The organism is Methylobacterium durans (assembly GCF_003173715.1).
Lineage (GTDB): Bacteria > Pseudomonadota > Alphaproteobacteria > Rhizobiales > Beijerinckiaceae > Methylobacterium > Methylobacterium durans.
In genome coordinates this window covers 2,990,980-3,017,215 of sequence record NZ_CP029550.1, presented here as the reverse complement: position 1 = coordinate 3,017,215, position 26,236 = coordinate 2,990,980, and the positions used below count along the sequence as shown (strand labels likewise).

Below are 26,236 nucleotides of genomic sequence, written 5' to 3'. Positions count from 1 at the left end.
TCCTTGGCTCAGCGCCTCAGTCGCGGCAGGCCGGATCGGCCGCGTCCTTCGGCGCGTAGGCGCGGACATAGTCGACGAGGAGATGGGAGGGGTTCGGCGTGCGGTCGATCGGCCAGCCGGCACCGAGAGCGAGGTTGACGAGCAGCATCAGCGGCTTGTCGTGCTCGGGCGGGGTCGGGACGCGGCTGACCTCGCGCCGGTCGAGGTAGAACACGATCGCCTCCCGCGTCACCTCAGCCCCGTAGGTGTGAAAGTTCGCGGTGAGGGAGCCGCTCGGCACCTTCGTCAACCTGTCCGTCTCTTGGTGGCCGGGCTTGTCGCCCTTGCCCCAAACATGGACGACGGAGTGGAAGGCGTCGGGAAACTGACCGTAATACTCGATCACGTCGATCTCTACGGCCGGGGTCTGGTCGTCCTTGCGGGCGCTCGCGGCCAGCCAGAAGGCGGGCCAGACGCCCGGCCCGGGCGGCAATTTCATGCGCGCTTCGAAGTAGCCGTAGGTCTGCGAGAAGCCGGCGGTGGTGGGATCGGCCGAGGCGAGGAGTCCTGAGGTCCACTTGTCGCCGGGATGCTTGCGCGCCTCGATCGTCAGCATGCCGTCCTTTACGAAGAACGGCCCGTTCTCCCCCGGATCGAGAAAGCGGGCGTCGCCGAAATCCCCGTTCCAGGGCGTGTGGGCGATCCAGCGCGCCTTCTCCGCGTTCCAGGGCGAGACGCTGAGGCTGTTGAAATCCTCGCTGTAGGTCCGCGTGAAACGGCACAATTGCAGCGTGTTGTCGCCGGCCCGGGACGGGCTCGCGGCGGCGCAGAGGAGCAGGAGGGCAATCAGGCGAGCGAACATCTCTCCTCCTTTCAGGGGCGGGCGACGGCGTGGTCTCGGCTGTCGCGGGGGCGAGGAGATCGAGCGACAGCTCGATGTGGCGGTGGACATAGCTCTCCGCGCCGAGGCCGTTGGGGCCCATCCGGGCCGCGGCCGCTTGCGTCAGGCGCTGTTGCGCGCCGGGATCGGCGGCCAGATCTAGGACGGCCTGGCGCAGCGCCGGAGCCGCCCCGGCCGGGACGTAGCGGATGGCCGCATCGGTGAAATAGGCCCGCAGGCCACCGACGTCGGAGGCGACGATCGGCAGGCCCGAGAGAGCGGCCTCCTGGATCACGGTGATGCCCGAGGCGTGCAGGTTCGGCTTGAGCGGCACCACCATCAGGTCCGCCGCCCGGTAGACGGCGCGCAACTCATCGTTCCGGGTGACCCGGCCGATCCGCACGTTGGGGAAAGCGGCCGCCCGCTCGGGCCGCAGGGCCGTCGTGACGATGCGCAGGTCGCAGGCCTCGCAGCCGCCAAGAGCCTCAAGCAGCGTGTCCCAGTCCCGGTGCTCGTCGTTACCGACCGCCACGACCTGGAGGCGCTCCGACCGCGCCGGAGGCCGCGCGGAGATCCGCTCGTCGGTGGGAATGCCGAACAGCACGAGATCGCAGCGCGTCGACGGGAAGAGGGCGCGGGCGCGCTCGAGATTGAGGGGCGAGAGGACCGTGAGCACGTCGACATGGCGCAGGAGGACGCGGAAGAGGGCCCGGCGGACGGGCCCGTAACGATCCCAGCGGTCGATCATCCAGACGGCCTGGCCGAGGAGCTTCGGTCGCCGCACTTCCCGGGATAGCGCGCGGATCAGGGCGAAGGCCAGGAATTGCGATTCGGTGTGCGTCCAGATGACGTCGGCCTCGGCGGCCGCACGCCGGTTGCGCCAGGCATGGACGAGGTCGAAGCCAAGAAGGGCGCGCACGCCCAGGCGCACGAGGCGCCGGAGGCGACCCTCCGGCCGGTCCTGGGAGAAAGCCACGCGACAGCCGGCGCCCTCCGCCAGATGGTAGCCGTAGGGCGTCCGGGTGTTGAACCCGATCAGGCGGCCCTCGCGCCACGCCCGCTCCCAAGCGCGAGCCTCGAAGCCGTAGGCGAGGTGCACGAAGACCCGGATCGCATGCCGGTCTCCCGAGTCGGTCGGCAACGTCTTCATCGTTCGTCGATCTCCGAGACGCCCCGTCACTCGGCGGAGGACCGTCGATCCGATGCCCGGACGGTTCGTTCCTCCATCTCCCCGGCCTGGGGAAGCGGAACTTCCACGCGCAGGACATCGCCGGGCTCCAGCGTGGTCGCCTCGGTGACGACCGTGGTCGAGGCGGTCTCCGTGGCGGGGTCGCGGCGCGTCAGGACGAAGATCGGCTTGCGCTTCTCGGAGGCTTGGTCGCGGGCGAGCACGAGGGCCGGGGCCGTCACAGTCGCCTCCCGGACCAGCCCCTCCTGCGCGGCGACCTTGGCGCGGGCCAGCTCGATGCCCGCCCGGGTATCGCTGAGCTCCGCCGCGAGCTTCGTCTGCCGCTCGCCCTGGATCGTCATCTGGGCCTGCTCGGCCTTGCGGCGATCCTGTCGCGCGGTGAGCGCCGCCATCTCGTAGTCGATCTTGCGGCCCTCCGCCTCGGCCACGGTCCGCTCCAGGCTGAACTGCCGCGAGGTGATGGCGAGCCCCTGGCTGGTGAGGGCGGAGTAGGATTGCAGCTCGCGTCGGCTGATATCGACCTGCTTGGCCTGCGAGGCGATCTTGGCGTCGAGGGTCTTGATCTGCTCGTCGAGGAGTGCCTTCAGGCTCTCGCTTGAGCGCATCTGCGCGTTGAAGGCATCGATCCGGCTGCGAGCGATCGCCTCCTCGTCGGCCACCAGGGAGCCGAGATCGCGGCCGCCGAGGTCCGGCGGGAGCTTGACCTCCACTCGATTGGCCGTCTCGCCCTGCAGGCGCGCCTCGCGCACCCGGCCGCGCAGGAGTTCCAGTTTGTTCTGCTCGATCAGGCCCTGAGCCGTGATGCGGTCGCGTTCGATCCGCAGGAGCCCCGCATCCGTGGGCCGATAGAACCCACCGGCGATGCCGACGGCCTGAAGGGGTGTGATGCCCGGCCGGAAGGCGTAGTCGCCCGGCTTCGTCACGGACCCGAGGATGTAGAATGGGCGGTAGGTATCGATCTCGACCGAGACCTCTGGGCGGGTCGGCATGCCGACCCGCTTCTGCATCTCGGCGCCGATGGCATCCGCCAGCGTCGCCGTCGTCTTGCCGCCAGCGACGAACTCGCCGAGCATCGGCATCGAGAGCCGTCCGGAGGCATTCACGCTGTAGAAGTCCGACAGCGCCTCCCACTCCACGGCCTGCCCCGCGCCGGGCCGCCACTCGACGATCTTGATGCGCAGCCGGTCTTGCGGGCCGAGCCGGTAACCCTCGTCGACGGCCGCCGCGGGCCCCGCCTGCACGGCGAGCAGTAGGGCGGCCAGGAGAGCCAGGAAGGCCGGCGGGCGAGCGGCTCGGCGAAGCGAGGGTCGCGGATGCGTCACGCGTTCATCTCCCGGGAGGGAACCTTGTTGACGACGAGGCCCAGAACCTCCGCCCGGCTGCCGCGAAGGCTCGCGACGGTGTCGGCGAGAGCGTCCATGGAGGTGCCCCGGAACTCAGCGACGACGACGATGGCGTCGAGAAGAGAGGCCAGGACCAGGGCTTCGGGCGCATGGTCGATGTCGGGCATGTCGAAGATCACGATGTCGAAGACCTGACCCAGCGCCTCGAGATTCGGCCGGTGGCGGGCGGCCGCGAGGATCTCAGCGGGAGAGCCCTGTATCGGCGCGGAGCCGAGCGGCAGGACGAACAGCCCCTCGACCTTCGGATGGCGGACCACGACCTTAGGCAGCGCCTGGGGATCGGCGAGGTAATCGATCAGGCCGATCGTGCGGTCGGATGTGAGGGTGCGGCTGAGGGTGCGGTCGTCACTGCATAGGTCGACGAGCAGCACGCGGCTCTCAGGGTTCGCCAGGACCGTAGCGAGATTTGCCGCGACGGTGGTCTTCCCCTCACCGCGGCCCGGAGAGGTAATGCCGAGCCGCTTGATCGGCTGGGCGAGCTGTGCGGCGCTGAATGCGACCTTGAGCGCTCGGAAGTCGCTGTCGGCCCTTCGGCCGAGCCCGCGTGCCCAGACAGTTCGCAGAACGGGCAGCGCGCTGGCCGCCCGCGCGGCGGCTCCTTTGCGAGCCGCTTCCCCGCGGAGCACGAGCCTGTCCTTCGGGATGGTAGCGATCATGCCGAGCACGCTGCAATTCGCGGCCGTTGCGGCCGCTTTCACCGAGCGGATACGCCGATCCGCGCCGTTCCGGGCCATCGCGATGCCGGTGCCTAGCGCAGCACCGACGAGGCCCGTGAAGGCGATGACAAGGGTGGTCTTGGGGAAGCTCTTGGCCTGCGGCTTTACCGAGGAGGCGATGATGCGCGCATCGGGCACCGGATAGGTGATGTTCTGAACGGTCTCGAGCGAGCGCTGCAAGAAGGCGTCGTAGAGCCTGCTCTGCGTCTGCGTCACGCTCTCGAGCTGGGCGAGCTTCACGGTGCGGTCGCTGGCGCTCTGAACGTCGCTCGAGGCCTTGAACCGCTCTAGCGCACCGCGGGACTCGGCCACCTGGTCGCGCAGTTCGTTGAGCCGCTCCGTCAGCCATGCGCTGCCGCGCCGAGCGCTGTCAGCCTTGGCCGCGACATCGGCCTTGATGTAGGCGTCAAGGATCGCGTTGGTGATCGTGCTAGCCTTGGAGGCCTCCTCCGCGGAGAACTGGACTTCGGCCACGAAGGACTGGCCGATGCGGCGCACGGTCAGCCGGCTGTTGAAGGCGTCGACCGCATGTGTCAGCCGGGCGGCCTCGACGTCTGAGGGTTCCTGCGGCGCCTCATCCTGGAATGACCCGAGAAGCCTCGTCAGCAGCGACGGCCTGGGCTCGGGCAGCTTGAACTCCGGATCATCAAGGAGATTGTGCTGGCGGATCACCTCGCGGGCGATCTGCGCCGACTTGATCACCTGGATCTGGCTCTCGATGCGCCCCGTCTCCGTCTCCAGCGTCGCAGAGGCGCGGCTGGGCTCCTGGAGCAGGGCTGGCGTCCGCGCGGGCTCGATCAGGATCTGCGCATTCGCGGTGTAGCGCGGTTTGACCACTGCACAGAACACGGCGCCCAGCGCGGCGCACACGAGTGCGGCGACGAGGATGGTCGCGAAAGACTCGCGCACGAAGCGAACGACGTCGCGGATGCTGATGGCCTCCGCCTTCTCCTGATCGGTGAACGACGTAGGGACACCCGGTCGGAGAACTGGGTTGTACATCCTATCTCCCAATCTATGGCGGATCGCTCATCCATCCGCTCCGCCCTGCGCGGGTCACGCGCCTTTCTCTGTATAGGTTGTGCTAGAATCCCTCTCGGATGCCGCCTCCCACGCGCCCGGGCGAGATCGAGCGGCGTGGACGGTGAGCGCACACCTGTTCCGCAGCACGGCACGACGACGTCTCCGGCTTGGCGAGCCTCCGACATACCTGCGCATCGGCGGCCGATGACCGCGGAACGGAGCCGGCGATCGCCGACGACACTAGCGGGAGCCGCTTTGGAATAAGACGTTACGGAAAGGACCACAACCCATTCCGCAAAGCAACATGCGCACTGCACCGTGACCACAAAAGGAAACAAAAAAATTTGAATTCTCGTGGAACCAAAGTGGCCCCGTCCGCATTTAGCCAGTCTTTTTTATAGAACTGCCTATAAAATATGCAATACGCGTAAATGTGCCGGCTCCAGACGCAATTCGACGCAATTAATACGCGGAAGAGCAGCGAGGACCGCAGTTTGAGCAGGAAATACGCTGCCCACGCGAGTTAAAATGCCGCGCTCGACGGACACCGAGAACCAATATTTGTAGTTGCGTGTGTGCGTTGCCGAACGCAGGATCCGCGCGCCCTGAGGATCGAAGGACGCTTTGATGCGGCGCAACAAAGACTGTGCCTGCTAGATCGGCCGAGGAGATCGCGCCCTGCCCCCACGATTTGCGGCTTCACAACTTGCACGAGAGCCGGATCGCGTCCGATCCTGATCGCATCAGCGCGTCGCGCGCTTCTTACCTCTCCGCGCGCATTCGAGCGCCGTCGACCCGCCCCGGAAACGCTCGTCACCCCGGCACACCGGGGTCGCGCAGAACTCGGCCGCACCTCTGACGAGCGCCGCCTCCTACCGGAGACTGTATGACCATGAAGATGTTTGTCGGAATCGCGAGCACCGGCCGCAGCACGATCATCGAAGCTGCGCTTCAGCGAATCGCGGGACAGACCCGGCCGGCCGACCGCGTGCTCGTCTGCACGCCCGACAACGAGGAGTATGCCGTCGACGAAGCGGCCTTCGGCCTACCGATCACGCACATGAAGTACCGCAAGGGCTCGTGCTCGCAGCGCAACGCGATCCTCGACACGCTCGCGAGCGAGAGCGGGATCCTGCTGATCATCGACGACGATTTCCTCCTCCATCCGTCCTACCTCGCTCGCTTGGAGGAACTCGCAACCCGGCATGCCGACGTGGCCCTGTTCAACGGGACGATCCTCAAGGACGGCATCATCGGGCCTGGGCTCTCAGTCGGCGAGGCGGATGCGATCCTGTCGGGACATCGGATGGACACCGGCGCCCCACCCCGCATCGCGGATCGGGCCTCCGCCTACGGCTGCAACATGGCGATCCGCTTGGAACACAGCCGCTCAGTCCGCTTCGACGAGAACCTGCCCCTCTACGGTTGGCAGGAGGATGTCGATTTCTCCTGCCGCTTGAGCAGGTTCGGGCGCATCGTCGAGACGAGCGCGGTCTCCGGCGTCCATCTCGGGGTGAAGCACGGCCGGACCTCCGGCGTGCGCTTCGGGTACTCGCAGGTGATCAACCCGATCTACCTTGCCCGGAAGCGGACGATGCGGCTCGGGCATGTCCTGAACATTGTTGCCCGGAACGTGCTGATGAATACGCTCCGGTCAACGCGGCCTGAACCGTACATCGACCGGCGCGGGCGGCTGAAGGGCAACATCCTCGCCGCGCGGGATTTCATTCGGGGCCGGATCGATCCGCTTCGGGTATTGCAGATCGAGTAGGCTGCCCCGCCTTGGCCGCAAAGCCGGCAGACAGACCGTGACCGAAGCGGATCTCGGCGGCGCCGGGATCAAGGCGCACAAGGCAGTACGCGCCGGCCGCCTTCCTTGCCGAGGCGCTTCCACGAGCCCGGGGACCAGATGCCAACTCTCGGATGGAACCGTCTCGCCCGGCTTCTCGGGCTCGCCCTCCCGCTGGCTTTCGGCGGCCCTGGGAAGGCGGATACGGACATCTTGATCGCCAGCATCACGGCCGGGCGTCTCTATGTCGTCGGAACCTCCGATCACCCGCGAACGCCGGTGCTGCTGGAGGGGCGGTTCCCCACGGAGTCGGACGAAGTGGGCAAGTTCCAGTTCGAGGCGGTCTACCACCCGGCCCGCTGCATCGTCTCAGTCGAGATCGAGGGGCGGACCTACGAGGCAGTGGTGAGCAATTGCGGCCAGCAGGGACCATCCGGCGCAGCAGCGGGCGCGGGGCGGCCTGCCTCCGTCCAGGCTGGGCTGCAAGGCCCTCCCGGCCGGCCGGACCCGCGGGGCCACCCGGACCGGCCGGGCCACCCGGGCCCCCGGGCGCACCCGGAGGGACGCAAACCGCCCGCCTCCCCCTGCAGACGCAGGCCAGCGCGAGCGAGGCACTTCCTGATTCCGGCGCGAGAGCGGTCGGCCTCGCATCCCGGCCCGGCGCAACGATCAAGCACCCGCCGCAACCTCCGCGGCGTCCGCAGCCGGCGGAATTGGCGCGCGTCGGCGGAGCGCGCTAGCAGGACGGGCAAGCACGCGTGCCGGCGCGGGGTGCCTCAGCCCGCCGCGCGCGCGATCTGCTTCGGCAGTTGGATCGTACGATCACGCAGCGCGTCCCGCTCGGCACGCGCCATGTCCCTCTCACGCTCCGTGGCGAGAAGGCGGCCTTGGAGCGCCTCATACTCGGAGACCAGCGCGTCGAAGGGGTCGCTGTGGCCGGACAAGCTCAGGCGTGTGTTCACGCCGGCGATCTGGGCGGCCTGCAACCGCAAACGCTCGTTCTCGTCGTGCAACAGGGTGACCAGGACGGCCGCCTGGGCGATCGCGTGGCTGGTGATGGTGTCTTCACCCGTCGCTGACCTGTGGCGGCAGGCCAGCTGTTCGAGACATTGCGCCAAGCTTTTCGCGGTCGACATGGCGATCTCTCTGCACCTCAACTTGCTTGTCAGCCAGATCTAGAAAGCAAAGCACCGCACGTATCAAACTGCGGCAAGGACGCACGAAGCAACTCTCAAGAACAGTCCCACAGCGTGCTTCCGCGGGTCGATCTGACGGACAACCCGGGTGCCATTTAGCCGAGCGGCTCACCCCAACCAAGCCACATTGGGGCATGGAGGCTTGGCCGGTCCAGATCCGAGACCCGGCCCTCCTGCCTGGGTACGTTCGGTGACGGGCTCCCGGTCGGCCATCGCGGCAACGCTGCGTTGATGTCTTCTTCACGCGAGTTCGTGTGGAGCGATCAACACGCCTCGATTGCATAGATCTCGCTCGCCTGTTCGATCGCATGATGTTCAGCAGCACATCCGTTGGTTGTTAGCTTGGATCCGCGTCACGGTAGAAGACGTACAGAGCCTGTCGTCCACGGCTCAGTTTGGCAGAATGCCGCAGTGCAGCAGGAAAGCCCTCGCGAACGCGCCGCAACATTCCCGCGCACAGGGTCGTCTGTGCTTCTTGGCAGCTTTGTCCTGATGAGGTGATCACCGATGGCGGCCGGCAACCTCGGCACCTCCCTCTCCCGAACGAGCCCGGTGGCGGATGAGGAGGCGACATTCGCGCCGGCACCGCGTCGTGAATGTCCTCCTGCCACTCAGGCCGCGCGCCTGCGGCTCGCCGTGGGCATCGCCACGGCCGGAAGACCTGGCATCCTGGCGAGGACGATCGCGGAGATCCGGAAGCAGGATCGCGCACCCGACCGGATCGTCGTATGCACCCCGACGCGCGAGGATGCCGGGCCCGTCATCGAATGCGAAGGCGTGACGGTGGTGAGTGGACCGCGCGGCCTGACCTTGCAGCGCAACGCGATCCTCGACGGCCTCGACGATTGCGACGCGGTCGTCTTCTTCGACGACGACTTCGTCCCCTGCGCCGACTACCTGCGCGAGGTCGAGGCGCTGCTCCTCGCTCACCCGGACATCGTGATGACGACCGGCCACGTGATTCGTGACGGCATCATCGGCCCGGGACTGAGTTTCGACGAGGCGCGGGCGGCGATCGCCGCGGACTTGGGCGCCGGCGCGCATCCTGCCGGGCTCAGGCCGGTCTATAACGGTTACGGGTGCAACATGAGCGTGCGCCTCGCTCCCGTTCGCCAGCATCGGCTGCGGTTCGACGAGTCGCTCGGATCTTACGCCTGGCTCGAGGACGTCGATTTCAGCCGGCAGATCGCTCCGCACGGCGCCATCGTGCACGCGAGCAGCACCCGTGGTGTTCATCTCGGTGTGAAGCTCGGCCGTCAATCGGGCCTGCGCTTCGGCTACTCGCAGATCGCGAATCCGCTTTATCTCGTCCGGAAGGGCAGCTGTTCCTGGGGCAAGGCCCTCCACCAGATGTCGCGCAATATCGCGATGAACGTGGCCCGCTGTGCGTGGCCCGAACCGTATGTCGACCGGGTGGGCCGTCTCCGCGGCAACCTCCTGGCCGCTCTCGACCTGTTGCGGGGGCGGCTCGAGCCCGCGCGCATCCTCAGCCTCGGCAGCTGAACCGCGATCCCAGAAAACATTTGCCAAGTCCTGCCAGCCCATCGGCCGGGCGCATGCCTTCGCGGCGGCTGGATGTCCTGCGACCGATCGACGGTGCGAACACTTTTGCGTATTGCCATCGCGACTGGCGATCACCAGACACATTGAACGCGCCGGCGCGACCAGTTCGGCACCATCCTTGCCACTCCCGGATGAGCTTGGCTCCGTCGCGCACGTAAACGGAGAGTGGAATGGATGGAGAAGTGATGTCTCTCGTCGTACCAGTGATCCTGTGCGGCGGCTCGGGCACGCGGCTGTGGCCGGCCTCCCGCGAGAGCATGCCCAAGCAGTTCTCGCGCCTCGTCAGCGAGCATTCCTCCACCTTCCAGGACACCGCCCGGCGGGTCACCGACGAGACCACGTTCGGCCGCCTCAGCGTGCTCACCCACACGGAGGCCCGCTTCATCGTCGCCGAGCAGCTCGCCGAGGCCCGCATCCCCGCCGACATCCTGCTCGAGCCCGAGCGGCGCGACTCCGCCGCCGCGGTCGCCGTCGCGGCGCTCCATGCCGCCCGCACCGACCCGCAGGCCGTCGTCCTGATCCTGGCCGCCGACCACGTCATCGGGGACACCCGGGCGTTCGTCGCCGCCGTCGAGGCCGCCGCGGTCGGCGCGCGCGCCGGCCACATCATGACGCTCGGCATCGAGCCGACGCAGCCGGCGACCGCCTACGGCTACATCCACCCGGGCGAGCCGCTCCCCGCGAGCCCCGGCACCTACAAGATCGCCCGCTTCGTCGAGAAGCCGGACCGGGCCGGCGCCGAGCGCCTGATCGCGGAGGGCGCGGTCTGGAACTCGGGCTACTTCCTGTTCCGCGCCGACGTGATGCTCGACGAGCTGGAGGCGCACGCGCCCGCCGTGCTCTCGGCCGCCCGGGCCGCCCTGGAGAACGCGGCGCGGGACCTCGACTTCGTGCGCCTCGACGCGGACGCCTTCGCGCAGGCCCCCAAGACCTCGATCGACTACGCGGTGATGGAGCGGACGCGCCACGCGGGCGTGCTGCCGGTCTCCTTCGCGTGGTCGGATGTCGGCACCTGGGACGCGGTCTGGAGCGTGCTGGCGCAGGACGAGAGCGGGAACGCGGTGCGCGGCCGCGTCGAGCTGATCGAGACCCGCGGCAGCTTGGTCCACAGCGAGGGCGAGCAGGTCACCGCGGTGGTGGGGCTCGAGGACGTCGTGGTGGTCTCGACGCCCGACGCGGTTCTGGTCAGTTCCAAGGCGCGCTCGGGCGAGGTGAAGACGCTGGTGGAGCGGCTGCGCGCGAAGGCCTATCCGGAGGCGGACGCGCACCGGCGGATGTACCGGCCCTGGGGCTGGTACCAGCGCATCGACATCGGCGAGCGCTTCCAGGTGAAGCGGATCATGGTGACGCCGGGCGGGCGCCTCTCCCTGCAGAAGCACTATCACCGGGCGGAGCATTGGGTGGTGGTGAAGGGCACGGCCGAGGTGACGCTGAACGAGCGGGTCGTGCTGGTCCACGAGAACGAGGCGATCTACCTGCCGATCGGCTCGATGCACCGCCTGTCGAACCCGGGCAAGATCCCGCTGGAGCTGATCGAGGTCCAGGTCGGGTCCTACACCGGCGAGGACGACATCATCCGCGTCGAGGACGTGTACGGACGCTGACGCGGGGCGCTCCGTCCCCCCGGATGATTGCGCAGGCGCCGCGGATCTCCGCTCGCGGCGGCGAAGACGCCGGAAAATTCAGCTTTCGCTAACCAAAGCCACCTGATAACGAAAAAAGCCCAAAATCGACACGAATCCCGTGGACTTGAGGGTCCGACCGACGTGGTGACGGGCCGTCTCGGCTGCTCCACACCGTCGATGTCGATCTTGGTGAAACCTGGACGTGAGCGCTGCATCCCGTTCGAGGTTGGTGGGTGGTGCATGATGCTGGTCGCGTCGCTGTTCGCAATCTTCGGTGCGCTCTGTGGCCTCTGGCTCACGGTCGTCGGCATTGCGGTCACCACGGTCGGGCTGATCGCGATCTGCGGCTTGGCGAGCTACCTCCTCGGCGGCCCCCTGACGCCGATGCTCCTGCTCTGGTGCGCAATCGCCTTGCAGGCCGGCTACTTCGTGACGCTGGCGTGCAAGACGATCATCCTGCATGTCCGCCGGATGCGCGGCGCGGGCAAGACGATCCGCGAGGACCAGACCCCGGCCGAGATCCGGCGCAACCAGAACTGAGCTTCGGCTCGGGTTCGGAAGCCGGGCCCGGTACCTCGCGCAACCGTGCCCTCTCTCCCGAGCGACGATCTCAGCCGGCGAACCGAACGGTGAGCTTGCGGCCCTCGCGGTGGGTCACCCGGCAGGTCTCGTCGAGGGCGAGGGCGGGCGATTGCAGGCGGAACAGGTTCGGCGCGACGGCCTGCGGCTCGATCTCGATGATCGCCCCATCGACGGTGAGTTCCCAGACGAGGCATTCGAGTCCGTCCGCCCCGGTCGCGCACTGAATCAACCCGAAGCGGAACGCGTTTTTTCGCAGCAGCGCCGAGTCCTGGCCGGTCAGCGCAGGACCTCCCGGACCGATCCTGGGCTCATGACCCCGGACCCGAAGCTGGCAAGCACAGATCTTTCCGCCACGAGACCGGCCTCGATATTGATGAGATCTTCACGCTCGGTGGAGATAAGCTTGTCGCCGCAGGCGATCCAGCGATGCGGAGCCTCGCCCCTGGAAATCAGCTTTCCACCGCCGGACCGTCCGACAGCGAAGCCGCGGCCGCGCGGCCGGGGCCAACGTCTCAGACCATCGTCGGGCCGGTGCTCCCACCTTCTGCCGTTTCGCGGCCGCGACCCACGTGAGAGCCTGTGCGGGTCTCGCAAGGCGTCGGGCGTGCGAGGAACGAATGGTACCGCCCATGTCGAATCCTCAGCGCGTCGTGCTCGTCGCCAAAGCGGGCGACGCGCGGTCATCGGTGGCCGATCGCGTGCGCGCGGCGGGCATCGCCACTGCGGTGATCGAGAGCCGTGGCCTCGCCGAGGCGCGGCGCGCGCTCACCGAGCGGCCGGACATCGCCTTCGCCTTCATCGATTTCGGGGACACGGCCGCCGGCCGGGCGGCCGCCCTGCTCGACCTTCGCCTGGTCTTCGCGGGTCTGCGCGTGGTGGCCCTCGCCAAGTCCGACGCGCGCGGCGACGTGCTGGCCTGCCTGGAGGCGGGCGCCTCCGGCTTCATCCCGACCAGCCTGGAGCCGGGCGCCTTCGCGGAGGCGGTCGCGAGCGTCTGCGCGGGCCGCGTCTTCGTTCCCGCCTCCCTCAGCGCGCTTCCCACAGGCGCGGCCAGCGCACCCGCGCAAGCCCCGCAACACCGCCGGGAGAGCGGCCTGACGGCCCGGCAGGCCGACGTGCTCGGGCACCTGCGCGCGGGCCGCAGCAACCGCGACATCGCGCGCCGGATGCACGTCGCCGAGAACACGGTGAAGGTTCACATCCACACGATCTTCCGCAAGCTCGGCATCTCGCGCCGGCAGCAACTGATCAACCTTCCCTGATCAGGGCGCGCGGGTCCCGGGGCGAAATCCCAACCCGCGGCCGGAACGATTCTTTCCGGGCGCCGTCATGCCTACAGAACCGGTGAAGTCGCGGACGAGGCGGCAGCCGGCCCCCGGAGGAACGCGCAGATGCTGGTCCACGAAGTGACCGACGCCCTCGGCGGCAGCAAGATCGTCTTCGACGTCACCCGCCAGGCCTCGGCTCTGATCGGCTCGGAGGAGCCGGAGGAAGAGCGCGCGGCCTGGGCGGCGGACGGACGGGACACGCCCAGCGAACTCTGCGACCAGACCGGCCGGCGCACCTGCGGCCGGCGCTCGCCCGAGTCGATCTCCGCACGCCGATGAGCGCGACGATCCGATCGACGGGCGCCGTCTGACGAACATCCTGAGCGTGCCGGCGCCGGCTCGCCCACGTGCCGGATCAGGCCGTCCCGCACTCGGCCGCACTCCGGGGCAGGAAGCTCAGGTCGGCGATCGCGAGCGCGGCCCGGATCGCCTTCAGGGTCCTGTCGTCGGCTCCGGTCTGCAGGGCTTCGGCAAGCAGCGCCGAGATCGCGAAAAACAGGTCGTCGCGCCTGGGATCCCCCTTAGGAGGTGCTCATCCTGCAAGAGGGCCGCCAGGCGGATCATCATCGGACAAGACGTGTCGAGCGGCATCTGTGTTTGCCCGATGCTTTCTGGTTCCTGAAGCAGGCTATCAGTATTGTCGAGTTCGAAAACCTACACTTGCGTACTAATTATGCCCTAGGGCGACACCTGTCCCAGATTTCTTCGCGGTCAACTGAACGAGGCTCGACCGCGTGTCCCGTCCGCACCGTGCCGGGCTCGGGAACCAGCGGGTCCACCGCAGCGTCGTCACACGGATCACCGATCCGTCGATGAATGAGGCCTGCCATGCGCGCGTCGATCCCCAGCCTCCTCGCCCTTCTCGCCCTCGCGACGTCCCTGCCCGCCCACGCCCAGGGATTGCCGAGCTCGAACCTCAACAGCATCAACGACGCCCTCGCAGGGCAGGCCCAGATCCGCTCCCTGCAACAGCAGCAGCAATCGGACGCCAGCGCCCTGCGCATGGATCTGCAGCGCAACGTGCAGTTCCGGCCCGGCGCGAGCTACGCGGCGCCGGTCATCCTGCGCCGCGGCCACGGCTTCGGGCCGTCGGGACCCCATCACACCGGAGGCATCCGAACCGGCCGCACCCGCCTCGATCGCAGCCTCGACGCGGGCATCTGCGTCGGCTGCTGACCGGCACGGGCCTGTGAAGCACCGTGGATTGTCGGTACGGCGTTAGGGAAGCTGCGCCGTACCGCTTGCCAGAGCGAGAGGATTAACACACCGTTAAGGCCACGCTTCTGGACCGACGATGCCGCCGACCACCGACCTGCACCACCTCCGCCCGACCCACGAGCGGATCCTCGACGTCCTGCTGTTCCTGCTGTCGCAGAGCGCCTCGCCCAGCCGCCGCGACTGGTTCGAGGCGGTCGATGACATGTTCGCCGAACTCACCGAGGCCGAGAAGCACCGCATGGTCGAGGCCGGGCTGATCCTCCTCGAGCGGAGCCTGAATCCAGCGCCGCGCCTGCGCGCCGCCTGACATGGGCGGCCGGCCGGCGGCTCCGGGGGTGAGGCTTCAAACGACGCCCTCGTCCGCCGCCCCGGTGCCCCGTGAGACCGGCGGGCAGAGACCCGCGGCAATCTCGGCGAAGCCGCCGCCGTAATATTTCGAGACCGCCGTCCAGAAGCCGGCTCCGCCGTCTTCTGGGAGCAGGCTCAGGCGAAGGTTGATCGCGTCCCGCGCGGCCTCGGCCATGGCCTCGACCTCGTCGGCTGCGATTCCCACGATCGTCTGCATCGTCGGTCCCCATCAAGCGTCGCAGCCAGAGGAACGCCCCGTCACCGGAAACCGATCCGGCTCCCGCCGCCGACGAAGCCGGCGTCCCGTACCGCTCCGTGCCTCGGTCGCCGGCGGCGCGGTGAAGCGCGCCTGCGGGCGGAATTCGCACACCGCGGTATTCTGCGGCGTCATTCCAACGTCAGGTAGAAATTAACGAAGGCCCTGCATTCTTTCCGAAAGAAACCAATCGGGGAAACAAGAATGTTGCGGTCGGCTCTCGGCAACTTCCGCGCGGCGCAAGCGCCCTCGGTCGCAGCGCCGCCGGCGCCTCGCGATGACGAGCGCCTGCTCTCCGCGATGGAGCGGCTGATCGCGAGCCAGCGGCTCGCCGTTGCCGATCTTCCGCCGGGTCCGGTCGCCGACGCCCTGCAGCGGCTCGAAGCGAGCCGTGGCGAGAGCCGCCTGCGCGATCTCGCCGATCTCGCGCGGCTCGCCAAGGAAGCCTCCGAGGCGGCCATCAACGTCGGCTGGACCACCTACGACGTCGGCCAGATCGCGAATTCCTCCCAGACCATCGCCAGTGCGACCGAGGAGATGGTCGCCTCGATCGCGCAGGTTGCCGAGACTTCGGAGAGCGCCGGCCTCCGCGCCCACGCCGCGCAGGCCGCCATGACGATCTGCCTGCGCGACGTCCATCAGACCCGCGAGGCGATGCAGGCGATCCATGATCGCACCATGCAGATCGACGAGCGCATGAAGGTGCTCCAAGGCGCCGTCGCCCAGATCGGCACCATGGCGGCGACGATCGCCGGCATCTCCGGCCAGACCAACCTCCTGGCGCTCAACGCGACGATCGAGGCGGCCCGGGCCGGCGAGGCGGGGCGCGGGTTCGCCGTCGTCGCCGCCGAGGTCAAGGCCCTCTCCGGCCAGACGGCGAAATCCACGGAGGAGATCCGCTCCTGGCTCGGCACCCTGCAGGCTGAGATGAGCCTGATCGCCGATGCCGTGAACGAGAGCCGGGACGCGGTCGCGGGCGGCAGCGCCATCGTGGCCGAGCTCGGCACGCGGATCGCGGAAGCCGAGACCGGCATCACCGAGACGAGCAGCCTCACCCAAGCCCTCGCCCAGACGCTGGGCCAGCAGCGCACGGCGACGGAGGAGATCGCCCGGAACGTCCAAGACATCGCCGAGAAATCGGCCAAGACCCGGACCGAGATCGACAGCATCACCGAGCGCCTCGTGAAGACCGAGAGCTCCGCCCAGATGACGCTCGACGCCGTCGAGGAGGCCGCGCCCGTCTACCCGCTGGTGCGGCTGCCGGCCGATATCGGCACCTGGAAGCGTCGCCTCGCGCGCATCCTCGCCGGATTCGCGCCGGCAGAGGCGGCTGCCGCTGCGATGCGGGTCGGCGAGACGGTGCGGCTGAGCCAGATCCTCGCCCAGGGACCGGAGAGTGGTCACCCCGCCTTCTCCGCCTTCAGCCGGGCCGAGGAGACAGCCCTGCGCGAGGCCGAGCAGATGGTGCGGGCCATCGCGCGCTCCGACTGGGATGCCGGAACCCCGGCCTTCCGCGCGGCGTCGAAGGCGATGAAGGACATGCTCGACGCCGCCGACCAGATCGCGCGAACCGGCCGCTAGCCGGGTCCGGCACAGCCCCGTCGCGGTCTGCCGCGGCGGGCGCGGCGGACAGGTTTCGCACCGCCGGCAAAATATCGCATTTTCTCCCGAAAAAATGTTGTATACTGCATGCAACCGCCGGCCGCAGCGGACGTTGCATGCTGCGGCCAACTGGGAGCAGCGGCGCGTGACGAGAACCGCACTGGCAATCGCGACCTTCCTGATCGGCACCGGGAGCCCGCTCGCCGATGAAGTGCGGTACTTCTGCGCCGAGGACGCCAAGGTGGCTCTGACGAGCCAGGTGTCGAGCGGCGCCGCGCAGCCGGAATCGCTCCGCTTCGATGTCGAGCTCTCCGACGAGACCATGTACGTGAAGGGCGGCTATCCCGGGATCTATCGCTGCACCACGGCGGACGAGGGCAAGTCGAAGACCACCTATTGCCGCTCGCCGGACCGCAAGGTGGTCTTCGCGATCAACACGGCGAGCCGGCGCTTCTCCCTCGCGCGCGTCAGCACGGAAGATTCCGCGGCGCCCTTCGTCTCAACCGGGAAATGCGTCGACTGAGCGCCGCTCGCGGGTAACGAATCGCTCACCCTGTTCGCAGGAAGCGTCCCCACGGATTCACGAAGCGTGCATGATGCGCCATCTGGAGGTGGCGATGTTCGTGCTGATGGCGATGGCGATGCTCGGCGGCCTGCTGACCGGCGCGGTCCTGGCGCCGCAGGGATTTCTCGTCGCGCTCGTCGGCGCCCCGCTCGGCGGCAGCCTGTGCGCGGCGCTGGGCGGCCTCCTGCTGATGCAGCGGAGCGGCGCGGGCCGGCTGTCGGACCCCGACCTCGACGCGCAGGCCGACGCGATGGTGGCCTCGCTGCGCGCGGCGGCCGCCCGGGCCCGGCGTCTGGACGAGAACCCGGACCAAGCCGCCGACGCGCGCGCTGCGTGAGCGCCTAATCCCGCTCCGGCATCGCCGCGGCGCGGGAATCCGGGACGGAACCGCCCCGCCCCTCGGCCTGACGGCGGCTGATCGCCTCGACGGCGCGCAACGCCTCCAGCCGGCCCTCCTCGTCCTCGATCGCCTCGAAGGCTTTGTGCAGCCGCAGGCTGTCGAGCAGGCGCTTGTGCTCGGGCGCGTGCTCCCGCCGCGCGGCCTCGAGCGGTACGACGTTCCCGTCAGAGTCGGCGAGCGGGCGCTCCGCGAAGAAGAGCGCCGGGCTCAGCTCGAGAGCCGCTGCAATTCGCCGCAGCAACTCCCACTCGTAGTCCTTCGACATCGTGGCTCACCTCTGCGGTCCGGCGCTCTTGGAGGCCCCGACGGTGGGGGCCGCTGCGGGAACGGGCCGGGTTGGGGAGACCCGGAGCCGACCGCGGAGGAATAGGAGCCCGTTCATACAATTTCTCCTGGCACCATCCACCCCCAATGAAAGCGTCAGGTTAAACTATCTCGCGAGTTTGTCCTTTGGTACAATCAGAGGTCTATACCGCGATCGCCCTTCGTGCCCGATATCCGCCAGACCTCGTTCGACATCATCCATCGCCTGCGGGCGACGCGCTCCCGCGCGGACGTCTACGCGGAGCTGCGGGCGGCCGGCCGGATCTTCGGCTACGACGCCTTCCTGATCGGCGGGCTCCCGCAGACGGAGGCGGAGGGGCTGCTCGACTGCGCCATGATCACGGGCTGGCCGGACGCGTGGTCGAGCCGGTATCACCGGCAGAACTACCTTCACCAGGATCCGGTCATCCGGCAGATTCGGCGCACGACCGAGCCCTTCCTGTGGACGGATGCGGCCCGGCTGCACGGCGACGCGAACGGCGCCCGCGTCATGGACGAGGCGCGCAGCTTCGGCCTGCTGGACGGGTTCTGCGTGCCGTTCCACGACCTCGACGGACGTGAGGCGGGGGTAAGCTTCGGGGCCGAGCGCCTGACGCTCTCCGAGGACGAGCGGGCGGGCCTCCACCTCGTCGCGATCTACGCGATGTCGAAGGCGCGCGCGGTCTCGGCGCTGCGCGCGAAGGGCAATTCCGACCCGCTGAGCGGCCTCACCGACCGGGAGATCGAGTGCCTGAAATGGTCGTCCGCCGGCAAGAGCGCCTGGGACACCTCGCAGATCCTCGCGATCTCGTCGCGGACGGTGGAGGCGCATCTCGCCAGCGCGGCGCGCAAGCTCAACGCCGTCAACCGCGTCCAGTCCATCGCGGAGGCGCTCAGGCGCGGGATCATAACCTGACGCGGCCCACCCACTCCACCTCGTAAATCTACGAATACGCCAGCCGCTCTCTCTGCCCGACTCTCGGGGCAGGCAGGAGGGCCGCAGGATGTTCAAGCTGTTGAGTGGAGAGGACGGGTCGGAGGATCCCGACCTCATGGAGAAGGTCTACCGGTTCCGGCACGCCTTCTTCGTCGAGCACCTGAAATGGGAGGCGTGCCGCAAGCCGGACGGGCGCGAGATCGATGAGTTCGACACGCCCGAATGCTACCACGTCGTCGGCCTCGCCGGGGACGCGGTGGTCTCCTACTCCCGCCTCCTGCCGACGACGCGGCCGCACCTGCAGACCCACCTCTACCCCGAGATCCTGAAAGGGCCCCCGCTCCGTCCGGTCCGCGGATCTTCGAGTGGACGCGCTGCGCAGTTGCCCCGTCGAAGCGCGAGAGCAGCCGGGGCGCGGACGCGATCTCCGGCCCCTCCTTCACCGCGGTCGCCGAAGCCGCCGAGTTCCTCGGCCTTGAGGGGCTTCTGGTCCAGACCCACCCGATCCTCGTGAGCCGGCTGATGACCTTCGGCTGGGACGTGGAGGCGCTCGCCCTTCCCTGTCCCTACGACGGCTCGACCATCCTGCCGATCTGCGCCCGGATGATGCCCGACACGATCGAGACCCACCGGGAGATGTTCGGCCTCTCGGGTCCCGTCCTCGACATCGACGCCTTCGACCGCCCGCACCGCCGGCGCATCGAGGCCCCGCGCCGCCGGTCCGCCTGACATGCTCCGGGCCCCGCACCAGGTGATTGCCATGCCAGACCGACCCTTCCCCGCCGGCGACGAATCCGCGAGCGCGGCGGCGCGTGCCGCCGCGCGCTGCCTCGAGGCCCGCGAGGCCATCGGGCAGGTCGGAGATCCGACCCTTCAGGCGCTCTTCGATCTGCTGCTGCTCCAGATTGGCCGCAACCTTGCCAAGGAACTCCAGGGCGAGCCGCAGATCGCCCTGAAATAGGCCGAGACCCGCACCCGGGATCGGATGCCGTGAAAGGAGGATCGGCGTGATGCAAGCTTTCGTTGTCTGCGTGCGCGGCCTGCCGGCCTACCCGCTCAAGGGCAAGGAGCACCGCTACGCCGTCCTCGCGAGCAATCAGGCCTGCGCGCTCGCGGCCATCTCGGAGCATCTCAAGTACGGCACGATCGCGGAGCTGACGGACGAGGTGCTGCGCGCCGAGCGCGTCGAGCAGCTCGGCCTGACGCCGGGCAAGCCCAAGCTGCTGTGAGGCATGCCCGGGGCGCTCAGTCCCCGGACCGGCGCGGCTCTGGATCCCCGAGGATCGCCCTCAGGCGCGCACCCGCGAACTGCGCCGCGCGCGACACCGGACGATCCGACGGGTAGCACAGGACGACGCGGCGGGTCGGCGCCGGATCGGTGATCGGCGCGGCCGTCAGGCGGCCGGCAGCCACGTCCGCGCGGATCGGTGCGAGCGGCAGGATGGTGCGGCCGTAGCCGTGCCGGACGAGGTCCTTCAGGGCCGTGTAGCTGTCGGTCTCCACCACGACGTCCAGCACGGCGCCGGCCTCGTGCGCGAACTGGTCGAGGATGTTGCGCAGGCCGTGCCGCGTGCTCGGCAGGAGCAGCGGCGCCCGGACGACTTCGGCGAAGGGCACCGGGCGCTCGTGCGCCAACCCCGCGTCGGGCGGGCCGATGAGGTACAGGGTCTCCTGCGTCAGGGGCTCGGTCCGCAGCGCGCGGGTGACGCGGGGATCGTACAGGACCGCCACGTCGACCTCGCCGCGATGGAGCCAGTCGAGCAGATAGCCCGTATAGGCGCTGACGAGTTGCACGAGCACGCCCGGATGCTCGGCGCGGAAGGCCGCTACCAGCGGCACCGACACCCGATCCGCCACCGTCGGCGGCAGGCCGACCGCGACGTGCCCGCTGAGCGCCGAACCGGACCCGGCCGCACGCGCCCGCAGCGCATCGACCTCTCCGAGGACGCGTGCGGCGTGCATCAGGACCTCGCGGCCCCGCTCGGTCGGGACCATGCCGCGGCCGTGGCGCTCGAACAGGCGCAGGCCGAGCTCCTCCTCCAAGAGCCGCACCTGCCGGCTGAGAGCCGGCTGCGCGATGCGCAAGCGCGCCGCCGCCTTGCTGAGGCTGCCGAGTTCGGCCACGTGCACGAGGGTGCGAAGCTGGGGGATGTCCATGCTGGCGATACAATTTCGCGATAGCTGAATACGGAAAATGGCTGACGTGCGATAGCTCGGGCGGGCGTACAAGCCGGCGGTCCCAGACAGAGACCCGCCGTGACGATCGCCAGCCCCGTCGACCTGCTGTCGGCTCCTCCCGTCCCGCCCCGCGCGCCGGCGCAGGCCAAGCCCGTCGCTCCGGCCGATGCCCACCCAGCGGACGCGTGGACCGAGCCGGGAACAGGCGCCTACCGGCGCATCAGCGTGGCCCTGTTCCTGGCCGGCTTCTCCACCTTCTCGCTGATCTACGCGGTGCAGCCGCTGCTGCCGGGCCTCGTCGATGAGTTCCACATCAGCCCGTCGGTCAGCGCGCTGGCCCTGTCCGTCACCACGGGCTTCCTGGCCTTCTCGATCCTGTGCGCGGGCGCGTTCTCGGAAGCCGTGAGCCGGCGAGGCCTGATGTTCGCCTCGATGATGGGTGCCGCGCTCCTCCACATCGGCAGCGCGCTCGCGCCGACCTGGTACGGCGTGCTGGCCCTGCGGGCGCTGGAGGGCGTGCTGCTCGGCGGCGTCCCGGCGGTGGCGATGGCCTACCTCGCGGAGGAGATCCATCCGCGGGCGCTCGGCGCGGCCATGGGCCTCTACGTCGGTGGCACGGCCTTCGGCGGCATGATGGGACGTGTCGGCATCGGCATCCTGGCCGAGTTCGCCTCCTGGCGCGCCGCGCTGGGGATCCTCGGGATCGTCGATCTCGTCGCCGCCCTCGGATTTTTCGCGTTGCTGCCTGCCTCGCGCAACGCCGTCCGGCGCTCGGGCGTGACGCTCCTCCAGCACCGGGACGCTTGGCTGAAGCACCTGCGCAATCCGGGCCTCCCGCTGCTCTTCGCCACAGGCTTCCTCGTTCTCGGCGCCTATGTCAGCACCTTCAACTACCTGACCTTCCGGCTGACGGCCGCGCCCTACGGCTTCGGCCAGGGGCAGATCAGCGCGATCTTCACGGTGTTCCTGTTCGGCGTGGTCGCCTCAACGGTGGCGGGCTCCCTCGCCGACCGGCTCGGCCGAGGCCCGGTGCTGATCGTCGGCGTCCTGACCATGGCGGCGGGCAACGCCCTCACCTGCCTCACGGCGCTTCCCGGCATCTTCGCGGGGATCGTCGCCGTCACGGTCGGGTTCTTCATCGCGCACGCCGTCGCGAGCGGCTGGGTCGGCCGCATGGCGCAGGGCTCGAAGGGGCACGCCTCGTCCCTCTACCTGCTGACCTACTATCTGGGATCGAGCCTGATGGGCTCGGCCGGCGGCTGGTTCTGGTCCGCCGGCGGCTGGCCCGCCGTGGCCGGGTTCAATGCCGGCCTGCTCGGCGCCGCCCTCGCGCTCGCGCTGCGGTTGCGGGCGATGGAAGGCACGGGAGGCCGACAGGGCGAGAATGGGCTTTGACGCGAGCCCACGATCGGCCTTAGCCTGCGGCTTGAACGACCCCTCCACCGCGGGCCGAAGCGCGCCGGGATGCTCGCGGGAGGGTTCGGACCGGGAGGATACAGATGTTCGCCGCCGGCTCGCGCGGGCCCGTCTCGCATCGGATCGTCGATTCCTACCCTGCCGTGGAGCATCACCTGGGCCGCCCCCGCCGTGGCCGGCCCGCGAACGACAACCGGGGCCCGGTCGCGTTCGGCACCGCAGCCCGCCTGACGCTGTCGGGGGCCCTGTTCGGCGTGCTCGTCCTCATCGCCGCCCTGGCCGGGCCCTGGCCGCTAGGCTGACGCGGCCGGATCGCGCCAGGCGCCGACGAAGCTCAGCGTGCCCTGGTAGAGGGTGACGCCGGCCTCGTCCCGGACCTGAACGAGGAAGGTGCTGGGATCCCCCGAGGCGACCTTCTCGCGGGCCATGTCGGGCAGCATCGCGGTCGCCAGCCGCCGCGCGGATTCGGCGTCCGGAAAGTCCTGTCCCTCGTCGTCGTGCACGTGCAGGTTGCCATCATCCGAGTCGATGAAGAAGCGCGGCATGTCTCGTCCCTCAGCCGGGAGGAGAACAGAGCCGGGTGGAAGCGGTTCCCAGAGAGCAACCGGCCACCATTCCCGCTCCCGCACTGAACATCGCGGCCCCGGCGCCCGGGCGTTATTGTTAATGAAGGGTTCATGCCGGATAAGCCACGCCGGCCCGCCGAATCCGATTGCAACTTTCGCGCGCGTTCGCACAGGTTGAACAATCTTGAGACCACGCGAAGATTGAGGATCCCGACGTGCCCTGGCTCTGCATCGTCCTTCTGCTGAAGGCATCCGTCGGACTGACGGCCTGGTCGGCTTGGCAGATCCTGACGATCCTCGGCTGAACTACGCAGACAGGCTCCGCGAGCCGGCAAGACTCAGAGGACGGCCTGCTTCTCCAGGCCGAGATAGGCCGGATCGAACTCCGAGATCCGGACGAGGGCGGCCCAATCCTCGATGACGAGGGTGCTGCTGTGCAAGCTGATCAGCTTCTGCCCCCGCAACACCTGCAGCACGCGATTGACGTGGACGTTCGACAATCCCAGCGCGTCGCCGAGATCCACCTGCGTGATCGGCAGCGGATAGCGGCCGTCGCCCGCGAGCCCGACCGCTCGCAACTTCAAATACAGTTCACAGAACAGATGCGCCATGTGCTCGAAAGCCGAGCGGCGGCCGAGGCCGAGCATCCAGGCGCGGAAGATGGCGCCGTCGACGAGCGTGCTGCGCCAGAAGGCGCTGGCGAGCCCAGGATGCGAGGCGGTCAACTCGCGCAGGTTCTCGTGGGGGATCAGGGCCACCATCGTCTTGGTGAGGCTCGCGACGCTGTGGTCCATCACTGGACGGTGCAGGCTCTCCAGATCGGGAATGTCGCCAGGGATGTGAAACGAGAAGATCTGGCGCCGTCCCCGGGTCAGCAGCCGGTAGCGGCCGGTCCAACCTTGGACGACGAGGCAACATTGCGTCGTCCGGTCGCCCTCGCGCACGATATCCTGGCCCGGCGACAGCATCCGGACGGTGAAGGGCAGTCGCGCGAGCGCCTGCCGCTCCTCCGGCGACAGCGGGGCGATCGACTCCAACTTCCGAATGAGCACACCCAGCGACTGTTCGGCAGCCGAAACCACGCGTTCTTGCCCCGCCCCACGAATTGAAGCGCGGCTCAACTCGCCTGAACGCGCTCGCCGCGGTTAAAACCGTCGGCTGAATCTAGCTAGCGCGTGAGGAAGCACCTTTGATTGACGCAGGTTAAGGGAGCTTCGCTTTTCCAGACCTGATACTCGCGACGCGTGACCGCGGGCAGCCAATCGCCTCAGCGGCAGCCGGTGCAGACGCCGCCGAGGACCCGGTCGAGGTCCCTTTGGCGCTGCGTGCGCGCGCCGGGATCCGTGGTCGGCGCGGCCGCCGCTCCCGGTGGCACGGTCTGGCCGGACACCGCGGTGTGGGGTGCCGTCACTGTCGTCTCGGGACCGCCACCGGTCCCGGTGCGCGCCGCCTCGGCGGCGAGGCCGGTAGGGGCGAGACAGAGCGTCAGGCCGGCGATCGCGCGGGCGGCCGCCATCGGGATGCGGGACATGCTGCGCTGCCTCCGGTCGTGATGCGGGTGGGCCCGCTCCGGCACCGCGTTGAGCCGGAGCGGCGCGGATGGGCGGGATCAGCAGGCGGAGCCGCCCGAGGTCTGGCCGTACTGCTTCACCGGCCGGCTCTGCTGGTTTGCGTTGCCCTCGCTCGCCGAACTCGGGATGCAGCGTCCGTAGGGCGAGGCGCCGTAGATCGGCCGCGTGCCGCCCGGCCTCGGCTCCTCGAACGGGAGACGCGGGGCGGCCCGCTCACCGTAGCCGGGCAGGCCATAGGCCGACGCAGCGGACACCGGCACGGCGGCGCCGAGAGCAAGAAGCAGGGTGTGAATCGCGCGACGCGTCTTCATGAGATCTCCTCTCGTCATCCAGCAGGATCATGTATCCCCATCGATATATATAACACCTGCAAGGACTTTTATGTGCTCATGCACAAATGAAAACAGCATGTACTTCATACATCTAGAATAATATCAGTAAATATACCAGTATAATCCCGATTCTCCATGATCGGTGGCGGCTCGCAGAGCGGCTCCGGCCGCGTGCCCGGCTCGAACGCCCGCGGCGGCGGACGCTCGGTCCGCCGCCGGGTGAGACATGCGCAGGATCTTCAGCTCAGCGCACGGACGGGGAGGGATTACCCGGGCGCACGATGCCCGTGCGGCTGTCGTGGACGGGGCCGCGGATCTGGTCGCTCGACGGCGCGCGCGGCCTCGCCTCGGCCGGCAATTCGGCACCGAGCAATTCCCCGTGCGGGCCGGAATACAGGGTCCAGGTGGCGGGCCGGTGGTCGCGGCGCGGCTCCGCACCGGCGCCCGTCACGGACAGGGCGACGAAGCCGGAAATCAGGCCGGCGAGCGTTGCCGTACCGATCAATCGAAACATGGGAATCCTCCTGAAGAAAATGGGTTTCTCGATGGGCCGAAGAGTCCCGGGCCAAACCTGTCCGGGTCCTCGCGGATCGTGGGCGGCGGGCCGTCGAGGGCCGGTCAGGATTGCCTCTCCAGAGCGGCGCGTCCGGCATCCGTGATCGTCCACTCGCGCCGTGCCTCGGCATCGACGCGGCCGGTCGGCTCGACGAGGCCGCGGTTCTGGAGGGCCTGAATCTGAGCGTCTCCCGGCGCGTAGGCGCGCGGCGCGCGCGCCAGGATTCCGAGCCGGTAGCAGGCGAGCGCGGCGAGCGGCGGTTCCTCCGTCTCGGCCCATCCGGTCCGCGCCCAGGACACGAAGGCGCCCCAGGGCGCGCCGTCCCCCTCCCCGTCGGCCGGGGCGCGCTCGGCGAGGTGACGCTCGATATCGGCGACGATGTCGGCCCGGTCCCGCTCGCGCAGACTCGTCCAGTGCGCCTGCAGCCAGCCCGTACACAGGCTCGCCGCCTGGCTCGGCCGCCCCAGGCTGTAGCGGACCGCCGCCACCACCATGAAGCCGGTATCGCCCCGCTCCGGGTTGATGCCCCGGCCCTGGTGCCACTGGCCGATCTCGGCGCTCAGGATCGACTCGACCGTCCGCCACTGCCCGAGCGTGAGCGCGACCGCGGGCCGCGCCGTGTCGCTCCGGCACCGGACGCGGCTGACGGCGAGTTGCCGCTCGACCTCGGCCGCGACCCCGTGACGCTGAACGTTCCGACTCATCTCAACCCCTT

The 26,236-nt window shown here is 68.9% G+C and carries 32 protein-coding genes and 1 pseudogene; 18 read left to right on the top strand and 15 right to left on the bottom strand.

Features of this window, described 5'->3' with window-relative positions:
* Window positions 1-16 precede the first annotated feature (16 nt).
* The 4 genes and pseudogenes from DK389_RS13910 to DK389_RS13895 all read right to left on the bottom strand — a co-directional run bounded on the left by DK389_RS13910 (window position 17) and on the right by DK389_RS13895 (window position 5,169).
* On the bottom strand, window positions 17-841 hold the full coding sequence (locus DK389_RS13910) for a glycoside hydrolase family 16 protein (RefSeq protein ID WP_109890401.1): 825 nt from the start codon (window positions 839-841) through the stop codon (window positions 17-19).
* 187 nt (window positions 842-1,028) lie between these two features.
* A pseudogene (locus tag DK389_RS35615) lies at window positions 1,029-1,607 on the bottom strand (glycosyltransferase); the annotation flags it as partial.
* 428 nt (window positions 1,608-2,035) lie between these two features.
* Window positions 2,036-3,370 (bottom strand): polysaccharide biosynthesis/export family protein, encoded by a 1,335-nt coding sequence (locus DK389_RS13900; RefSeq protein ID WP_109890399.1) that lies wholly within the window; start codon window positions 3,368-3,370, stop codon window positions 2,036-2,038.
* Window positions 3,367-5,169: a polysaccharide biosynthesis tyrosine autokinase gene (locus DK389_RS13895; protein WP_109890397.1), complete on the bottom strand. Its 1,803-nt coding sequence runs from the start codon at window positions 5,167-5,169 to the stop codon at window positions 3,367-3,369. Before DK389_RS13895 ends, DK389_RS13900 begins: the two co-directional genes overlap by 4 nt.
* Before the next feature lie 913 nt (window positions 5,170-6,082).
* Between DK389_RS13895 and DK389_RS13890 the strand changes: the two genes are divergently transcribed.
* Window positions 6,083-6,961: a glycosyltransferase family 2 protein gene (locus DK389_RS13890; protein WP_162560642.1), complete on the top strand. Its 879-nt coding sequence runs from the start codon at window positions 6,083-6,085 to the stop codon at window positions 6,959-6,961.
* A gap of 794 nt (window positions 6,962-7,755) precedes the next feature.
* Here the strand turns inward: DK389_RS13890 and DK389_RS13880 are convergent.
* Entirely contained in the window at window positions 7,756-8,115 is a 360-nt protein-coding gene (locus DK389_RS13880; protein WP_109890391.1) for a hypothetical protein, read from the bottom strand.
* Window positions 8,116-8,682: 567 nt separating this feature from the next.
* Here DK389_RS13880 and DK389_RS13875 point away from each other — a divergent pair.
* The 3 genes from DK389_RS13875 (at window position 8,683) to DK389_RS13865 (ending at window position 11,903) form a co-directional block, all read left to right on the top strand.
* Window positions 8,683-9,678 carry a glycosyltransferase family 2 protein gene (locus DK389_RS13875; protein ID WP_109890389.1) on the top strand — a complete coding sequence of 332 codons (996 nt, stop codon included), beginning with the start codon at window positions 8,683-8,685 and terminating at the stop codon, window positions 9,676-9,678.
* Window positions 9,679-9,923: 245 nt separating this feature from the next.
* Entirely contained in the window at window positions 9,924-11,342 is a 1,419-nt protein-coding gene (locus tag DK389_RS13870) for a mannose-1-phosphate guanylyltransferase/mannose-6-phosphate isomerase (RefSeq protein ID WP_109890387.1), read from the top strand.
* Between the two features lie 261 nt (window positions 11,343-11,603).
* Window positions 11,604-11,903, top strand: a complete 300-nt coding sequence (locus tag DK389_RS13865) for a hypothetical protein (protein WP_109890385.1) — start codon at window positions 11,604-11,606, stop codon at window positions 11,901-11,903.
* A gap of 70 nt (window positions 11,904-11,973) precedes the next feature.
* On the opposite strand, the gene DK389_RS13860 is transcribed toward DK389_RS13865, so the two are convergent.
* Complete coding sequence (locus DK389_RS13860; protein ID WP_109890383.1) at window positions 11,974-12,174, bottom strand: hypothetical protein; 201 nt, start codon at window positions 12,172-12,174, stop codon at window positions 11,974-11,976.
* A gap of 400 nt (window positions 12,175-12,574) precedes the next feature.
* On the opposite strand from DK389_RS13860, the gene DK389_RS13855 reads away from it, so the two are divergent.
* The 4 genes from DK389_RS13855 to DK389_RS13840 all read left to right on the top strand — a co-directional run bounded on the left by DK389_RS13855 (window position 12,575) and on the right by DK389_RS13840 (window position 14,798).
* Window positions 12,575-13,207: a response regulator transcription factor gene (locus DK389_RS13855; protein WP_162560641.1), complete on the top strand. Its 633-nt coding sequence runs from the start codon at window positions 12,575-12,577 to the stop codon at window positions 13,205-13,207.
* Window positions 13,208-13,336: 129 nt separating this feature from the next.
* Window positions 13,337-13,552, top strand: coding sequence for a hypothetical protein (locus DK389_RS13850; RefSeq protein ID WP_109890379.1), 216 nt, complete (start codon window positions 13,337-13,339; stop codon window positions 13,550-13,552).
* A 549-nt stretch (window positions 13,553-14,101) separates the two neighbouring features.
* Window positions 14,102-14,449, top strand: coding sequence for a hypothetical protein (locus DK389_RS13845; RefSeq protein ID WP_109890377.1), 348 nt, complete (start codon window positions 14,102-14,104; stop codon window positions 14,447-14,449).
* A 118-nt stretch (window positions 14,450-14,567) separates the two neighbouring features.
* Entirely contained in the window at window positions 14,568-14,798 is a 231-nt protein-coding gene (locus tag DK389_RS13840) for a hypothetical protein (RefSeq protein WP_109890375.1), read from the top strand.
* Window positions 14,799-14,834: 36 nt separating this feature from the next.
* Here DK389_RS13840 and DK389_RS13835 read toward each other — a convergent pair whose 3' ends face one another.
* The gene (locus tag DK389_RS13835; RefSeq protein ID WP_109890373.1) at window positions 14,835-15,056 is read right to left on the bottom strand and encodes a hypothetical protein; all 222 of its coding nucleotides are present in this window, start codon (window positions 15,054-15,056) and stop codon (window positions 14,835-14,837) included.
* A 243-nt stretch (window positions 15,057-15,299) separates the two neighbouring features.
* On the opposite strand from DK389_RS13835, the gene DK389_RS13830 reads away from it, so the two are divergent.
* From DK389_RS13830 to DK389_RS13820, 3 genes are all read left to right on the top strand, one after another.
* Complete coding sequence (locus DK389_RS13830; RefSeq protein ID WP_109890371.1) at window positions 15,300-16,676, top strand: methyl-accepting chemotaxis protein; 1,377 nt, start codon at window positions 15,300-15,302, stop codon at window positions 16,674-16,676.
* 166 nt (window positions 16,677-16,842) lie between these two features.
* Window positions 16,843-17,220 carry a hypothetical protein gene (locus DK389_RS13825; protein WP_109890369.1) on the top strand — a complete coding sequence of 126 codons (378 nt, stop codon included), beginning with the start codon at window positions 16,843-16,845 and terminating at the stop codon, window positions 17,218-17,220.
* Between the two features lie 70 nt (window positions 17,221-17,290).
* Entirely contained in the window at window positions 17,291-17,599 is a 309-nt protein-coding gene (locus DK389_RS13820) for a hypothetical protein (RefSeq protein WP_236960865.1), read from the top strand.
* Window positions 17,600-17,603: 4 nt separating this feature from the next.
* Here the strand turns inward: DK389_RS13820 and DK389_RS13815 are convergent, their stop codons facing one another.
* Window positions 17,604-17,927 carry a hypothetical protein gene (locus tag DK389_RS13815; RefSeq protein ID WP_109890367.1) on the bottom strand — a complete coding sequence of 108 codons (324 nt, stop codon included), beginning with the start codon at window positions 17,925-17,927 and terminating at the stop codon, window positions 17,604-17,606.
* 222 nt (window positions 17,928-18,149) lie between these two features.
* On the opposite strand from DK389_RS13815, the gene DK389_RS13810 reads away from it, so the two are divergent.
* From DK389_RS13810 to DK389_RS13790, 5 genes are all read left to right on the top strand, one after another.
* A complete protein-coding gene (locus DK389_RS13810) occupies window positions 18,150-18,881 on the top strand; it encodes a LuxR family transcriptional regulator (RefSeq protein WP_109890365.1) in 732 nt (243 codons plus the stop codon).
* A gap of 88 nt (window positions 18,882-18,969) precedes the next feature.
* Window positions 18,970-19,416, top strand: a complete 447-nt coding sequence (locus DK389_RS13805) for an acyl-homoserine-lactone synthase (protein WP_109890363.1) — start codon at window positions 18,970-18,972, stop codon at window positions 19,414-19,416.
* A gap of 8 nt (window positions 19,417-19,424) precedes the next feature.
* Window positions 19,425-19,631: a hypothetical protein gene (locus DK389_RS13800; RefSeq protein ID WP_162560640.1), complete on the top strand. Its 207-nt coding sequence runs from the start codon at window positions 19,425-19,427 to the stop codon at window positions 19,629-19,631.
* Window positions 19,632-19,662: 31 nt separating this feature from the next.
* The gene (locus DK389_RS13795) at window positions 19,663-19,863 is read left to right on the top strand and encodes a hypothetical protein (RefSeq protein WP_109896377.1); all 201 of its coding nucleotides are present in this window, start codon (window positions 19,663-19,665) and stop codon (window positions 19,861-19,863) included.
* 49 nt (window positions 19,864-19,912) lie between these two features.
* Window positions 19,913-20,131 carry a hypothetical protein gene (locus tag DK389_RS13790; RefSeq protein ID WP_109890360.1) on the top strand — a complete coding sequence of 73 codons (219 nt, stop codon included), beginning with the start codon at window positions 19,913-19,915 and terminating at the stop codon, window positions 20,129-20,131.
* Window positions 20,132-20,147: 16 nt separating this feature from the next.
* On the opposite strand, the gene DK389_RS13785 is transcribed toward DK389_RS13790, so the two are convergent.
* Window positions 20,148-21,059 carry a LysR substrate-binding domain-containing protein gene (locus tag DK389_RS13785; RefSeq protein ID WP_109890358.1) on the bottom strand — a complete coding sequence of 304 codons (912 nt, stop codon included), beginning with the start codon at window positions 21,057-21,059 and terminating at the stop codon, window positions 20,148-20,150.
* A 99-nt stretch (window positions 21,060-21,158) separates the two neighbouring features.
* Between DK389_RS13785 and DK389_RS13780 the strand changes: the two genes are divergently transcribed.
* Both DK389_RS13780 and DK389_RS13775 read left to right on the top strand, forming a co-directional pair.
* Window positions 21,159-22,475 (top strand): MFS transporter, encoded by a 1,317-nt coding sequence (locus DK389_RS13780; protein ID WP_335645547.1) that lies wholly within the window; start codon window positions 21,159-21,161, stop codon window positions 22,473-22,475.
* A 104-nt stretch (window positions 22,476-22,579) separates the two neighbouring features.
* Entirely contained in the window at window positions 22,580-22,798 is a 219-nt protein-coding gene (locus DK389_RS13775; protein WP_109890356.1) for a hypothetical protein, read from the top strand.
* Here DK389_RS13775 and DK389_RS13770 read toward each other — a convergent pair.
* From DK389_RS13770 to DK389_RS13745, 6 genes are all read right to left on the bottom strand, one after another.
* A complete protein-coding gene (locus DK389_RS13770) occupies window positions 22,790-23,041 on the bottom strand; it encodes a DUF6894 family protein (RefSeq protein ID WP_109890354.1) in 252 nt (83 codons plus the stop codon). The genes DK389_RS13775 and DK389_RS13770 overlap by 9 nt on opposite strands.
* 359 nt (window positions 23,042-23,400) lie before the next feature.
* Window positions 23,401-24,099, bottom strand: a complete 699-nt coding sequence (locus DK389_RS13765; RefSeq protein ID WP_236960863.1) for a Crp/Fnr family transcriptional regulator — start codon at window positions 24,097-24,099, stop codon at window positions 23,401-23,403.
* A gap of 230 nt (window positions 24,100-24,329) precedes the next feature.
* Window positions 24,330-24,593, bottom strand: coding sequence for a hypothetical protein (locus DK389_RS13760; protein WP_236960861.1), 264 nt, complete (start codon window positions 24,591-24,593; stop codon window positions 24,330-24,332).
* Between the two features lie 78 nt (window positions 24,594-24,671).
* On the bottom strand, window positions 24,672-24,944 hold the full coding sequence (locus DK389_RS13755; RefSeq protein ID WP_109890350.1) for a hypothetical protein: 273 nt from the start codon (window positions 24,942-24,944) through the stop codon (window positions 24,672-24,674).
* Window positions 24,945-25,209: 265 nt separating this feature from the next.
* Window positions 25,210-25,479 (bottom strand): hypothetical protein, encoded by a 270-nt coding sequence (locus tag DK389_RS13750; RefSeq protein ID WP_109890348.1) that lies wholly within the window; start codon window positions 25,477-25,479, stop codon window positions 25,210-25,212.
* A gap of 104 nt (window positions 25,480-25,583) precedes the next feature.
* Window positions 25,584-26,225, bottom strand: coding sequence for a hypothetical protein (locus tag DK389_RS13745; RefSeq protein WP_109890346.1), 642 nt, complete (start codon window positions 26,223-26,225; stop codon window positions 25,584-25,586).
* Between the last annotated feature and the right edge of the window lie 11 nt (window positions 26,226-26,236).